General features: G+C 64.5%; 5 protein-coding genes. All 5 read left to right on the top strand.

From position 1 onward, the window contains the following. Nucleotides 1-134: 134 nt before the first annotated feature. The gene (locus AC3WLC_RS10145) at nt 135-1532 is read left to right on the top strand and encodes a hypothetical protein (protein WP_493683815.1); all 1398 of its coding nucleotides are present in this window, start codon (nt 135-137) and stop codon (nt 1530-1532) included. A gap of 4 nt (nt 1533-1536) precedes the next feature. After that, nucleotides 1537-4722: a hypothetical protein gene (locus AC3WLC_RS10140; protein ID WP_493683814.1), complete on the top strand. Its 3186-nt coding sequence runs from the start codon at nt 1537-1539 to the stop codon at nt 4720-4722. A gap of 69 nt (nt 4723-4791) precedes the next feature. Continuing rightward, nucleotides 4792-9405 carry a DUF6603 domain-containing protein gene (locus tag AC3WLC_RS10135; RefSeq protein ID WP_493683813.1) on the top strand — a complete coding sequence of 1538 codons (4614 nt, stop codon included), beginning with the start codon at nt 4792-4794 and terminating at the stop codon, nt 9403-9405. After that, a complete protein-coding gene (locus AC3WLC_RS10130) occupies nt 9402-11501 on the top strand; it encodes a hypothetical protein (protein WP_493683812.1) in 2100 nt (699 codons plus the stop codon). The genes AC3WLC_RS10135 and AC3WLC_RS10130 overlap by 4 nt, the downstream gene beginning before the upstream one ends. Continuing rightward, the gene (locus AC3WLC_RS10125; RefSeq protein ID WP_493683811.1) at nt 11498-15244 is read left to right on the top strand and encodes a hypothetical protein; all 3747 of its coding nucleotides are present in this window, start codon (nt 11498-11500) and stop codon (nt 15242-15244) included. Before AC3WLC_RS10130 ends, AC3WLC_RS10125 begins: the two co-directional genes overlap by 4 nt. Nucleotides 15245-15259 lie beyond the last annotated feature (15 nt).

Below are 15259 nucleotides of genomic sequence, written 5' to 3'. Positions count from 1 at the left end.
CAACGCCATCAAGATTGGCTCATGGTCCAGCAGCTGCTTCGGCAATGACGACAATGATGCTCGATCAGGCTCTACGTGCTGACGTTCCGCACATCGACGGGTGGAGTTCCCTTTCGGATTCGAAGATTTGGGCGTTGCAAAGACGCTACTTCACGGAGATCGGCATCGAGGCATGGCGCACTAACACCGTTCCCAGCTATGTCACGACCAACCCCTATATTGCCGGCGCCTATGCGGCGATGCTGCAGGCTTTCATCGAAGATCACGACGACAGCCGCAATACGGCTTCGCCGACGCATGTCATCGAGCTGGGGGCCGGCTCCGGGCGGTTTGCATTCTCCCTCCTGACTCGCCTGTTCGCCGACATGCCACCGGTCACGCCAGTCTGCTACGTCATGACTGACATCAGCCAGGCCACGATCGATTTCTGGCGCGGACATCCGGCGTTCGCCCGCTTCATCGCTGAAGGCAGGCTCGACTTCGCCCGCTTCGACGCCGAATTAGATAGCGAACTCCAGCTCCAAATCAGCGGCCGGGTCATTGCGCCGGACCACCGTTGCGGGCGGCTCGCCGTGATCGCCAATTACGTCTTCGACGGGACGACACAGGACCTTTTCCAGACAGGCGCCGGCCGGATGCACGAATTGCTCGTCCGCAGCGTCGATGACGACGCGCCGAGTGCAATGCCGGCCGAGCGCATCGCCGCGCTCCGGCTCGCCCATCGCGCCGTGCCTTGTCGGCGCGACCGCTACGCCGATGCCGATTGGAACGTTCAGCTTGCCCGCTACGCCAGCGACTTGGCGCAGGGCGCGTTCCTGTTCCCGAGCGGGGCGCTCGGCTGCATCGCGCGCCTGCACGCTCTGACGGCGGGGCCGCTCGGCGTCCTGTCATGCGACCGCGGCAAGACCAGGCTCAGCGATCATGAGGGGCAGGCGCCGCAACAGCCCCTGCGCCATGGCAGCTTCTCCTTCGAGGTCAACTACGATGTCGTCGCCGGCTGGGCCCGCGACGCCGGCGGCCTCGCGCTGTTGCCGGAACATGGTCATGCCAGCATTGCCGTCGTCGGCCTCGGCCTCGGGCTCGATGCCGCGACCGCACGGCGCCTCGAGCGCGCCTATCGCCGCGAGGTCGGCCACTTCGGCCCCGACGACTTCTTCATGCTGAAGCAGGCCTGCGATGAGAATTACGACGGCATGAGCCTGCGCCAGCTGATCGCCCTGTTGCGGCTCAGCGACTGGGACGTCGCGATCTTCCGCGGCTGCTACGAGCGCCTCGTAGGCTGCCTCGATGAGGCGAGTTCGAGCGAGCGGCGAACCCTGGCGAAGGGGCTCCACACCCTGTGGGCGGGCTACCTCGACCTTGGCGAGGAGGACGATCTCGCTTTCAGCATCGGCAGCCTTCTTGCCGGGCTGACGCGCCCAGCCGAGGCGATTCCGTTCTTCGAGGCCTCGCTGGCTCGCGACGGCGACGACCCGGCGACAAGGCAGAACCTCGCCATTTGTCGCAGTGCCGTGGCCAAGGGGGAGACATAGGGATATGCCCGTCTATCTGCAGGCCTATGTCCGCAACAAGCTCGGGCAGGATGAAGGTCCGGCCCGTTACATAAACCAGAATGATTCCCGAACTGGCTTTCGGCTGGATCCCCCACCGGATCCTGACGAGGACAAAGCACCCGCTGGACAGGAGAAGGCGGACAAGCCCGTTGCGGCAGCCGCCAGCGCCGCTGCCGCACCGTTGAAAAGCCTGTTGTCAATGAAGGCAGTTAAAAAAGAGATCGGGAGGAAGCTGAAAAGCTTTCCGCTGATGCCGGAGCATAGCGAGCGGCTGGCCATCAACAAGGAAATCAAGCAACTGCGTGCGCACGGCATAGCATGCGGTATATTTCAGGAAGCGCCCTCTGAAACAAAACCAAAATCGGTCAGGGCAGCGAAATTTAAAAAAGCAAAAGCCGCAGATAAAGCAGCAAAATATAAACCTGAAACAGTGGTCATAAGTGCCAAAATCTTAAAGATAAAGCCTAATGATATCAAAGAACAAATGGCAATTTCTCAAGCTCGGCTTGTGCCAACTAATCATGAGTTGTTCGCTTCGTATATACCTCTCAGATACGGCGAGATCTGTATCATTCATCGGAATGGCATTCCGTCGTCGAAGCGCGAATTACTGAAGAAACTTACCGAAACCGGACAAAGCGCGGCTGGGAAAAAGGGCCGCATTACGGGAAAACGTAAGAATATCCCCGAATTAAACTATAATGACGTCAAGAAGGAAGCCGAGGCGACGGCTGCAGGTCAGCCGGCGCTGTATGCTGAGCAGACCAAATTCGCAGCGTGGGATTTGCTGTGTCACCTCGACGATTATCTGCGCGAGCCCTGTTACAAACTGCTTGATACCGCGACGAAAACCCCTGTCAAAGCAAGGGTTGTCGATGCGAAAGAAGTCAAACCCGCTGTCGCCGCGGGTACGGCCGCTGCCCCGCCTGCGGCCACTCCATCGGTCAACGCCACGGGGGCGATGGAGGTCGATTCTGTCCCTGACAAGCCGGACGCGAAAGAAGAATTCAAATTAGTCGAGGTTCTTCAAAATCTGAAGCGTGTCTCGATCTGCGACATGACATTTGACTATATAAAGGACACAAGCTTACGAAATGCCACCGGCACATCTTTCAAAGATGGAGGGTGGGTTGGCTGTTTTAAATATATGAAACTGGACGCGGGCGCACCATTTTGCGACATTACTACAAAAATTCCTGCCGAAATAGCGTATATGTTCAGCGATGCGTCAGACAATAAAGAGAGAATATTTGCCAAAAAGCCCATTTACGCAGTCTGGATACCTTATCAATTCTTCGATTACTACTATGATGACGCGGAAGATGGTACGCGGCTCGTCGTCAAGGGTGGCGCTTGGTGGCAGGAGCCTTACCCACCCCGCAAGATCGGAAACGAGGTCGATAGCTGCATCTACGGTGTCGAGGACAGCGCTCTTACGATCTACGAATACCACGCGAGTGCACCTCCGTCCGGAGGCGGCGGCGGCGGCATGAGATCCGACAACCCGGCAGAGGCGGACTATAGATGGAGCGCATCGACAACTGACGGAGTCAATCTCGGCCTTTCGCTCGGCCTTGATGCGAAAGCAAAAGTGCGTGTGGCACCAGCAGACTTCAAGGGCTTCGAAGTCAGACTGCCCAAATCGTCGCCGCAGCTGAAGACTGCACTGCCTCCCCAAGTCTCCGCATCTATGAGCAGCGAAATCAGCTACTGGAAGAAATTTCCAGGTACCCCCGTCCGAGGCAAGAAGAATCTACCGCTGACGTCGAAACCGCTGCCGGCGCGGGAAATGACGCGCGATGGCGCGCGACTGCTGTATACCAAGAAGCAGAAGGGCGGTTGGTCGGCCTCCGCTATCAAAAATCCCGTCCCGATCGGCGGCAAGTTCGGCGCGCGCGACAGCGCGGGAGCCGTGATGCAGGAGGCATTCAAGACTGTCGGCGTCTATCCGGGTGCCTCGCTGGCGAGTGCAACCGATTTTGCCGGGCTTGTGGTCACGCAGGAGAATCAGCAGACGGGTGCTGCAGTCGCCAAGGTAGACAGCGCAGCGAAGAAGGCGTGGAAAGCCCTGTCCGCCGCGGTCAAGCCCTGGATGCAGGAGAAGGCGACCGCGCCTGCAGCTCAATCTGCACCTGGCCCTCGGCCTGCTGGCGCGCAACCCGCCGCCAAGCCCCTCAGCGCCACCGAGCAGAAGGCGCTTCAGGACGCTCAGGAAGCCGCGCGAAAACAGGCACAGGACGCGGCCGAGAAGCTCGCGAAACCCCTCAGGGAGATGATCAGGACCAGCCAGGAATGGTGTCACCTCGTTGGTCACGGTGATGGCGGCGACGAGGTCTTCGAAAATTTCATCTCCGGCAGCCAGCACTGCAACACAGAGCAACTGGCAATCGAGACCGGCCAACGCACGGCCCGCGCAGCCTATAGTCTGCAGGACGACAAGCAGAACGAGGTCAAGCTCGCAGTGAAGGTCACGGGCTACCTCTTTCCCAACGATGGCGTCAGATCCAGGCGCAGTGCCTTCCTGAAAAGCGAAGCCGAATGGCTGCGCTCGCTGCAATTGCTGAAGCAGTCGATGACGAGCGGCGGCCAGACGCCGAACGTTTCGGCTACACTCGACGAGATCGGGAAACGCATTGTGTCCTATGATGCTTACAAGGCCGCGCTGACGAAGCTGGATGCAAAGGCCGCCGCCGCAATGACGGAAGCGGACGCGCGCGCCATCGCCGCGAAGGATCCGCTCGGACAACTCCTCACAGCCGGCACCATTCCGACGAAGGAGCAATGGGCAGCCGGCGAGACGAAACGCTGGAAACGGATTAAAGAGGCAAAGCAAGCGGAACTCGTCTTCAACGCCATTTCCGAAGATGTGAGGGAACGGTTACGCGGCATCTTCGACTTACCATTACCGCTTGGGAACTACGTTCGATACAAGATTTTTTTCCAACAAGAAGACAAGACGTACAAGAAAATATTCGACCATACTTTCGACGCACAAAAGGAAAGCCTAGATTTCTTCGAATACAAGATCATCGAGGCAACGGTTCGTCGTGTCGTCGCTGCGGCCGCCGAGCGGCTTGGAACCTACCGTTCCGCTATCGAACTCAAGGTGCAGCGCTTGAACGACGAAGTGGTGGCTGTCGCGCCCGCCCCATCGGCGAACGGGAACTGAAATGATGCGCGATCGTGGCAGTCACGGCATTCGGGCTTTGCAACGCGACCAGCGGCCCGAATTATGAGCGTGCGTCTCGATCAACTGCGGGCTGCGCTCACTGTGGAAAGTGCGACCGGGCGGCTGGCTCTGACCGGCGACCTGTTTCAATCCGATTATCTCCCCGCCCAATGGCTCTGCTTTTTCGGCGTCAGCCGCCTCGAACTGCATGACGTAGTCGTCGCGACGTCTGATCCGGACGAGCGCTTGACATTGAGCGGCACGGTCGAACTGCTCGGTCTCGGTCGGCGCGGCATCGCGATGACGTTGCTTGAATCGACAGACCCGTTTCAGCGCTATGAGGATGCGATCGAGTGCGTGTTCGCGCTCGCCGGGGCGACACCGAACTGGCGTCTCGCAGATTGGTTCCTGCAGCCTCCGCTGCCATGGCTGGACATCTCGTTCCCGCCGGATTTGGCGCTCCAGGATGCACTGCTGGTGTTCTCGTCCTGCGATTTCGACGACCCCGATGGAGTCGTCTATTCAATTGGCCAGCCGCAGACGCCGATCGCTACCCCGCTCTCCGCGGGCCTGAATTTCCGAGCGCGGATTGCCGGCTACGAGCAGAGTTTCACGGCTGCCCGGAAACTCTGCGGCACCTTCGATCAGCGTCCGGCAGCCGGTGTCATCTACCAGGATGAGGATGAGCAAGAGGGTCCGCTACAACTCGCGCTGTGGTATGCGGCAGATGACGAGGCGGCGGGCGGGCTCGCGTCGTTCAGCGCCTCCGGCGTCGCGAAGCTTGCTGTCACGGTCGCGGAAATTGGCTGCTCCGGCCCGATCGGTCGGGATGCGCGCGGCGTCTGCGGCATCATGTTGTACGCGGCGATTGCACTCGGCGACCGCACGCTAGACCTCGAAATCCAGCTCTCGGAGTCACATGCGGAGATGAAGGCCGCGTTCGAGGACGAAGAGCCGCTCTCCTTGGCCGATATCGAGCACGCCTTCGGCCTTGATGCGCTGGAGGCGCTGCTGCCTTCGCCCTTCGACCGTTTCGGCGAGATCGGGCTGGCCGACTTCGAGGCGACGATCGGCCTCGACCTGTTTGCGCTGGAGCACCTGAGCTTCACTCTGTCGACGCAGCGCCCATGGAGCCTGATCGACGGCGTCCTCGCGATCCAGCCCTATTTCTCGGTCGAACGTAGTGACACCGGTGACGGGCCGCAGACGCAGCTTTCCATCGGCGGCGACTGGATGCTCGGCTCGTCGCGCTTCGTCGTCGAGCTCGATCCCGAGAGCGGCGAATTTTCGGCCGCGATGGCAGTTGGCGAGACGCTCGACATCGGCACCGTCTTCGAGCGCTTCCTCCCGACGGTAGCGCGACCGAGCTGCACCCTGCTCGATCTCGATATCCACGGCAATCTCGACCGCGGCAGCCTGGGCCTGCGCATCGAGACCCAGGGCGGCTGGAGCTTCGACCTCGGCGGGACCACGATTTCGATCGAGGAGATCGAGATCACGGCCGATTATGACGGCGCAGATTTCAGCGGCCATCTCGCCGGCACCATCGTCATCGCCGGCTGGCGCGCCCATGTCGATCTCGTCCTCGACGAGGAATGCACCTTCTCGATCGTAGTGCCGGAGTTGCGCGTCGGCGAGGTCGCGGAAACGTTTCTCGCGCGCGTCGGCCGACCGGCCGAATTGCCCGACTTCGACCTTCAACAGCTGAGCCTAAGCATCGCACCGGCCAGCGGCGCTTTCAGCCTGAGCGGCAACTCGTCGACGCGCTTCGAGGTCTTTCCCGACTTCGAGATGCAGATCGCGCGCTTTTCTGTCGAGCGTGCGATCGCTGGCGGTCACGGCTCGCTCAGCGCCGCACTCGACATGGTCTTCGAGATCGATGGGATCGCGTTTGTCGCTTCGGCCCGATACAACCATGTCGAGGCCGATGGCGCGCCGGGCAGCGAATGGCTCTTCCGGGTGGCGCAGGGCCGCGAGCCGATCCGCCTCGGCGGATTGATCCGATCTCTGGAGCGGATGGTCGGGCTGGACTACCCGCTGGAGGCCGGCGACCTCGCGGTCGAGGAGCTCGAGCTGGCCTTCAATATGGGTGCCGCGGACCGTCAGCTTTCGGTCTCGTGCAAGGTCACCAGCGGCGGCAAGGACTACGCAGCATTCCGGCTGATAGCCGAGAAGCGCGCCGCCACGCCCGGTGGCGAGGCGTGCTGGACCCATCTGATGAGCATGCAGGTCGGGCTCGGCATGATCGATCCGGCGCAACTGCCAGTCGCCGGGCCGATGCTGCGGCAAGGCACGGGACTCAAGCTGGAAGCGCTCAGGGTGACGAAGGCCTCGCAGGCCTTCGCCGCTGTGGATGCCGAACGCTTCAAAGCCGTGACCGGGGGTGTCGACCTGCGCTTGCCGGTGGCGGCAGGGCTGGATGTCAGCCTGCTCGCGAGCGGACTTGGCAGCGTTCCGCTCGGCCTGCACAGCGTTGCCGGCCCCGAAGCGGCCGTAGCTCCCGCCTCCGCCGGCATGCTGGCTGCAGCCCCGCCCCCGCCGATCGACGAAACCAGCTGGCTCGTCGTCAACAAGGGCTTTGGCCCTTTCACCCTAGAGCGGCTCGGCCTGCGCTTCCAGAACGGCCGCTTCACCCTGCTATTCGACAGCCATCTCAGCCTGCAGGGCCTGACTCTCAGCCTCGCCGGCCTGGGCATGGGCTCGCGGCTCGACCGGTTCGACCCCTCCTTCGAACTCGCGGGCATCGGCATCGGCTTCGAAACCGGCCCCGTCGCGATTTCGGGCGGCCTGCTGCGCGGCGGCCCCGGACTCTACGAGGGCTCGGTCCGGATCAGCGCGGCCGGCTACGCGCTCTCAGCCATTGGCGAATATGCCACGCCCGATCCAGCCAGGCCCGATCTCGGCGACAACACCTCGATGTTCGTGTTCGGCGTGCTCGAAGCGCCGCTGGGCGGGCCGCCCTTCTGTTATGTGCGCGGCGTTGCGGCCGGTATCGGACTGAACAGCCGCCTGCGCCGGCCCGATGCCGCGGAGGTCGGCGATTTCTCGCTGGTGCAGGCAGCGATGCCTGGTTCCGGATTCGGCAGCCTCGGTCTCGCCGAAGTTATGCGGGCGATGGACCGCGACGTCCATCCGCAGGCTGGAGAGGAATGGCTGGCCGCTGGGCTGCGTTTCAGCTCCTTCGAACTGATCCAGTCGGTGGCTCTGGTCACCGTTCCGCTCAACAACCCCGGCAACATCTCGCTACTGGGCCTGTCGCGCCTCAGCGTGCCACCGGCATCGCCCGACCCGATCGCGATGATCGAAGTCAGCCTGATGGCGAGCGTCCAGCCATCAGCTGGCTTGATCGCCGTGCAGGGGCAACTGACACGCAACTCCTTCCTGCTTTCGCATGACTGCCATCCGACGGGAGGATTTGCGTTCTACGCTTGGTTCGCCGGCCCCCATGAAGGCGATTTCGTCGTCACGCTCGGCGGCTATCACCCGAAATTCCCGGTTCCAGCCCACTATCCCAAGGTGCCGCGTCTGGCGATACAGTGGCGGCTCTCCAGTGCACTGCAAATCAAGGGCACATCCTATTTCGCCCTGGTGCCGAACGCGGTCATGATGGGCGGCACGCTTGAGGCGATCTGGGACTGCGGACCTGTCAGGGCCTGGTTCAGGGCCGCTTACGACTTCCTGGTCTACTGGAAACCCTTCGCCTACCAGGTCTCGATCTCGATCAGCGTCGGCGCGCAGGTCACCATCGACCTGCTGTTCACCAGCGTGACGATCTCCGTGCATGTCGGAGCGGAACTGACCCTGCACGGTCCGCCCTTCGGCGGGGAAGCCTGGATCGATCTGGACGTGGTGTCGTTCACCATTCCCTTCGGCTCCAGTACGCCTGATCGCACGCCGCTGAGCTGGGCGCAGTTCAAGACCACCTTCCTGCCGTCGGCGCTGTCGCTGCCGCCAGGCGCGACTCTCCCTTGGTCGGGGCCGGGGGCGACCAACACGATCTGCCTTGCGCGCCCGGCCGCTGGCCTGATGCGCGATCTCGCCCGCCAAGAGGGCTATTCCGGCCCGCTGCAATGGGTGATGAACGGCGAGCGGCTCGCGCTTGAGGTGGCCTGCGTGATCCCGGCGAAGAGCGTGAGTTTCAATTCTGCGCCACTTGCCGCGGGAGCACCCTGGTCCGCTGCCGTCGGCATCGCGCCCGCCGCTGTTCCTGCAAGCGCCTTCCAGTCAGACCTCGTCATCGTGCTGACACGCGCGCGTCTGCGGCCCGGCGAGATCGCCGCCGTGACCGACATGGTCGTGACGCCGATCCTGCGCAACGTCCCCGCCGCTCTCTGGCTCAGTGAAGCCCCTTCGGATGGCGACAAGCCGCAGGCGCTGACCATGCCGAGCCTGGGCGGGCAGGCTTTGGTCGCAGATGCACTGGTCGGCCTGCGGATCGTGCCGGCCCGGATCGACGGCCACCGCACCGCGGATGTTCCGATCGAGGCGCTGCGATATACGGAAGGTGCGACTTTGCCGTTCGACTGGAGCCGGAGGCCCGACAAGCCCGCCACGGCCAGCAATGAAGCCGTGGCGGCTGCCCTCGCCCGCCGCGGCCTGCCCATTCGGCCGGGTTCGCCGGCACGTACGCGTCGCATGTCCCACCAGCCACAGAATTGCACCCTTGGGGCACAGACCGCATGAACACCTCGGTCGCCCCTCAAGCCGTCGGCACGGCGCTGAGCTTCGTCGAGCATCATCACCCGCCGATGCCACCCGGCGAGTACGAGCTCAGCATCACGCAACACGTCGGGCTGCCCGGTGGTCAGGACAGCTTCTTGCACAAGGCTGCGTTCGCGGTTGGGGGCGAGCGTTTTGCGCTCGACCCAGCCGAAATCGATTCGGTGTTTCCGCCGCAGTCCGCGCAAGGCGAGTTCTTCAACGTCTTGCCGCATGTCGTGATAAAGCGGCGCACGCTGCCATGGGAACGCTCGCTGGCAGGTTCCGGCTCACCGGCCTCGGGGCTGACGCCCTGGCTGGCGCTGCTTGTCTTCGACCAGGACGAGGCCGTGGCCGGACCCAGGACCATGACTGTTCTCGATCTCGTCGGAGCCGATGTGCATCCCGGCGGAAAGCTTCCCGCCGGGACGATTTCCTATGAAGGCTTAGGCCGGCTCGATCCGGGCGAAAGCTATGACGATCCCTGCCAGACGATCGACCTCGACCTCTCGCTGTTCCAGTCGCTTGCCCCGACTCGCAAGGACATGACCTGGCTGGCCCATGGTCGGATCGCTTCAACGGCCCGCAAGGCCGGCCCTCTCGGTACGACTGCGGCGTCAGTCCGGGACTATGCCATTGTGGTCGCCAACCGGCTGCCTCGCATGGGCAGCCGCAGTCTTGCTTGCCTGGTCTCGCTGGAAGGTCTCGATGCCTGGCTTCCCGGCCCCGGAGCCAGGCCATCCGGCCCGCCTGGGCGTATCCGGCTCGCCTGCCTCACAAGCTGGGCTTTCCATACGCTGGCAGAACCCGAGACCTTCAACGAATGCCTGACGGCCCTCGACCGTGCCGCGCTTCGTCCAGCTGCACGAAACGCCGAGGCGGCCGGAGATGACGGCGATGCCTATCTCGCGGCGGCTGCCAATCTGGGCTACCTGCCGCTGAGCCACCAGCTCCGCGACGGCGGGACAGCCGTATCGTGGTATCGCGGGCCGCTCGCGCCGCTCGCGACGCCGCGCACGGTAATCGTTCCGGTCGACAGTGCCGACGCCGCCCTGCGCCGGGATCCCGCCACCGGAATGCTCGATGTCTCGTACGCAACTGCCTGGCAGATCGGCCGACTGCTCGCCTTGCAGGATCGCGTCTTCTCGACGGCACTCTTCCGATGGAAGACCGCGACGCGGCGCGCGACGGTCGCGCAGGCAGAGCGCGAGCTTCTCGGCAGGCGCCTCGGGCAGGCGGTCTCTGCCGGCGATCTCAGAGCCGCGGCGGCTGCGTCGCTGGGGGAGCGAATGGGCGCAGCGCTCGATCAGCCGGCTGCAACGACATCGCCAGCCGTCGTCCAGCCCGCCACTGCCTCGCCCACAGCGTCACCGCCAGCGGTGGTGAGCGAGTGGCTCGCGCGGCTGCGACTGCTCAAAGGCATCCCGTTTCCTCACCTGGTTCCCGACGAAGCGATGCTGCCGCCGGAATCGGTCCGGTTCTTCCAGCTCGATTTCAACTGGATCGATTGCCTCGCCGACGGAGCCTACAGCCTTGGTCGCTTCACGACCGGCGACCGCTTGCATGATGAGGATCTGGCCGCTGGCGTACAGGACGCCGCGGCCGAGGCGGCGCGCACGCTTGCAAGATCCACGGCGGCCAGCGGCCCGTCGGAAGAGGTCAGCGGCCTGCTCCTGCGCTCACGAGCGGTGTCATTCTGGCCCGGCATGGAGATTGAAGCCCGTTCGCACAGTGGCGAGAGGCTGCAGGTTCTGCGTTTTGAGGCCCTGTCTCCGACCATGCTGATCGCACTCTTCGAGGGGATCGTGGAGGAAATCGACCTGCATGAACCACCGGAAGCGATCCATTTCGGCGTTGATCTGAAGATTCATGGCGGCGCGGTCTCGAAGCTGCTGCGCGGGGCCGTGGCAAGCGTCCCCGTCGGCTTTCGGGGGAATGGCCGCGTGCTGAAAATCGACGAGCTCGCCACCGCGATCGGGGCCACGCTGCCCTCAGGCCTCTTCACCGCTGCGGAGTTCGCCCGGGAAATGGTCGAAGGCGTCGGCGCGGTCACCTTCAGGCGATCGGGAGCCACATCGTGACCGGCTCCAGCCTGATCGTCCCGATCAGTGTGGAAGCGCTGTGCGTCGGTTCAGACGCCGGTGCGGCCAAGCTGCAGTTCCGCGGCGCGACCGCCGTGTTCTCGGATCTGCCGAGCGCCGATCCCGAGGGACAATGGAGCGGCAAGCCTTATCTCGGCGATAGCGTCGGCGTGCTGCCGCGGAGCATGCCGGAAGCGGGCATCCACCTGCACTGGGCGCTCCCCGACGCGCTGACCAGGGGGCGGACGGACGAGGCCGGCGAGCTGACGTTCCCACCCGTGCCCAATCGCTGGCTGGTCGTGCGGATCGTTGCGCGCAAGGATGCAACTCGCCATCCGGCGCCCGATATCCGGGCTTGGGTTGTCGAAAGCGATTTCCACGATCCGGACCCGTCGGTAGCGACGGTGTCGGTCCCGTTCGAGGCCGCGGATGGCGGTCAGTTCCACCGCTTTCTCGGGCGTTGCGTCGATCTTGCTGGCTGGAGCGAAAGCCCCGGTCGCGAGGATCGTTTCGGGAATGGCCAACCGCTCACCGCCGTGGGGTATGGCGAGGTCAGCTTCGCCGCCTACTATCCCAATTGTCGCAATGTCTTCGGCTTCCACGACCCGATGGACGATCTGGATGGGCTCGATCCGGCCGGAGGCGACCGGGTGAGCTATCTGATCGCAAGCTGGTTTGATGACGCCCGGCTCGAGCCGCTGGGGGCGATGTCGCCGACGACGGGGGGCTCTGCCTGGGATTATGCGGACCGCGCGGGCGCCCGCCCCGACCGTACGATTTGCTCTGGCGTGATCCGCGGCATCGTCTGGGATCCATCCAATGGCGATCCAAACGGCCGGGCAAAGCCGCTCGAAATCGCGCTCGGCAATACCGAGACGGAATGCGTCTCCGCGCTTCTGGCCCATCGCCCGGGCCTGGCGGGCGACGAGCACGCCGAGTTCCTGCTCGACGCCGCGCAGTCCGGCATGCTGGCGGATCATTGGGGCGCAGACCAGACCGTCAAGCTGGAACATGCCCTTCACAGCGGGGCCTTCGCCAGCCTGCCCGGCGAGACGATGTGGCAGGTTGCGCCGACGCCCTCGGCGGCGGCCAAGTCGGGCGCGCGCCGCGACGAACCACCGGAAGCTCCGGTTCCCTTGGGCGCCGGGCTGGCGGCCAGGGTCGCCGAGGTCAATGCACGACAGCGAGCCTATGAGCGCGCCCGCGCTTTGCTGGCGAGCCGGCGCGAGGCGCTGGTGTTCGACTGGCGGCGCTTCATGCAGGTTCTCTATGGCGCGCAGGACGAGAGCGCCGAGCAAGCGGTGCCGGAGCTCGCCGATGCAAGGCAGCGCGGCCGTTTTGCCCAGGCGCAGCGCGACATGATCGAAGCCGAATGTGCAGCCCTCGTGCGCGAGACCGCCGATATCGGCGTGCTGACGATACCGGCGGCAGGCGGACCGCCGGACGGCGCTCCCAACGGTTCGTTGGCGGCGCAGCTCGCCGATGCGCTTGTCGGATTGCGCGAAGCAGTACGCAAGGAGTGCGGCGACGGATTCCTGCTCAAGCCGACACCAGGCGCTCGCTTCTGGGAGCCGGTGGAGCCGGTGATCCTGCTTGCGGGCGAGGATGCCCGCCCACCGCAGCGCTATGGCGGTGACGGCCTGGTACGATGCCGCTGGGCCGATGAAATCCGTGCGGAACTCCGGTCGGAGACCAACGGTGTCGCGACGGTGTTCGCGGCGGAGGACTGGCTGACCAGGCTCGACCTGGCGGCGTTGCCGATCGCGTCCGAGGCGCGCGCCTTGCTAGTCGAAGCCATCCTGACCGACCCGGATCAGGTGGGACGTATCGCCGCCGCGCTCGCGCCAAAGACCGGAGGGAAGGCGTCGACCATCGAGACGCAACTGCATCTGATCCAGGCGGACGCTGCGCTGCAGCCTCCGGCCGGCTCCGGGCTTCGGCTGGCCGGTTGCCCGGCCGCACCGATAGGGCTCGCCAGTTGGAACGGCAATCCGTGGCTGCCGCTGTTCCTGGACTGGGAGGTGGAGTACGCGCCGATTCTGGCGCCGGAATCAGCTGCCGGAGGCCCGGCCTTCGCTGTCGACATCCTGACGTCGCAATACCAGCTCGATGGTGACAGCGTAGACCTCGTGCCTCGCCCGAACCCGGCAGCCCCTCTCCGAACGCCGACGCCGATAGGCGGCGTCGGATTGCTCACCCAGAGCGCTTTCCGTCGTCTGACACGTTCGCTATCCGACCTTCTCGCGCATGCCCCTGACAACCAGCTCCGCGATGCGATCGGCAAGGCGAGCGACATCCCGGCCCTGTCGCATGTGCTGAACGGCTTCAACCGTGCGCTCCAGGCGCGGCAACGATCCTTGCAGCTGCGCGTGCTCGACCCGTTCGCACCTGATGACGAGCTTACACAGGCGGTGGCTGCGCTCGCCCCCGCACGTGACGACGCCACGGCCATGCCATTCCGGCCGTTCCTGCCGCTCCGTGGCGGCTATCTCAAGATCACCAGGCTCGTTCTGATCGACGCATTCGGGCAGGAACGCGCCCTCGACCTCCGTAACGCAAGGCTGGCGCGGGCCCGCAGCCTGATGCCCCTCGAGGCGGATCCCATCGCCAACGGGCTGTCGCATCTGCCGCCGCGGCTTGTCCAACCGGCTAGGCTGAATTTCCGCCTGCTGGATGCGCGCAACGACGATGTGGAGGCTCATGACCATCCATCGACCAGTCCGATATGCGGCTGGGTGGTCGTCAACAATCTCGAACCCGGTCTCTCGATCCATGCCGCCGATGGCGCCGCTTGCGGGATGCTCCGGCTGGTGGACGAACAGACCGATGCCGTATGGGAGCCGCCGCCCGGAGAAGGAGCGAACGCGGCGATCTCCGACAGCCATCTCGCGGCCTTCGTCAAGGGCATCCTCGACCATCCCGAACGCGGTGCCTTCCTGGCAAAGCTCGCCCATACCATCGACCGGACGCTGGCGACGATCGTGCCGGACAAGGCGAATACCGACGAGGCGATCGGCCTTCTGTTTGGCCGGCCGTTGGCGCTGGTCCGGGCCGCCCTGTCCCTCGAGCTGAACGGCGCACCGAGTACGACGACCGGCTGGGACGCGGTCGCCAGGCAGATCAAGAAAATTCAATCCGGCGCCAGTCCCGACCTCGCCGCCGTCCGGGACGACTTGGAATTCACGCGCGTGCAGGTGCCGGTCAGGCTCGGAAACTTGAACCAGATCGAGGACGGGCTCGTCGGTTACTTCCTGGAAGGCACGAACGGTGCCGACTACCGGATATTCTACGCGGCAGCCGCGCAGACGGCCGGCGACGGCGTCGAGCCTGCCACCAACCGGCCCATTCTTCTGGCGCCGGCCGATCCGGAGCCGGCGCGCGTCACCTTGCTGATGGACCCGTTCGCGACGGTCCATGCCACCTCGGGCATCCTTCCGGTCAAGGGTGTCGATATTCCCTCGCCCCATTACGCCAAGGCTCTGGCTTCGCTCGAGGCGAGTTTTCTGTGCAACCCCGTGCTGGCCGCGGCAGGGCCGATGCAGTTGCCACTGCCGGCGATCACGGGCTTCGCCTGGAGCTGGATCCAGGCCGAGGGCGACGGCTGGAACAGCGTCGCGGAGGTCGCAGGAACGGGCGAGCGTCCGCGCGCATCCTACTCGCCGCTGCGGCTCGTGGACGGCTGGCTGCGGCTGGGGCCCAGGCCGGCGGCAAGCGGCGATCCCGAGTCCGTTACGACACCGTAGCTGGCTCAGGCAACC

It is taken from the genome of Allobosea sp. GW821-FHT03A12, assembly GCF_058986765.1.
Note: the sequence above shows the minus strand (reverse complement) of the source record. Positions and strands in the feature narration are given on the sequence as shown.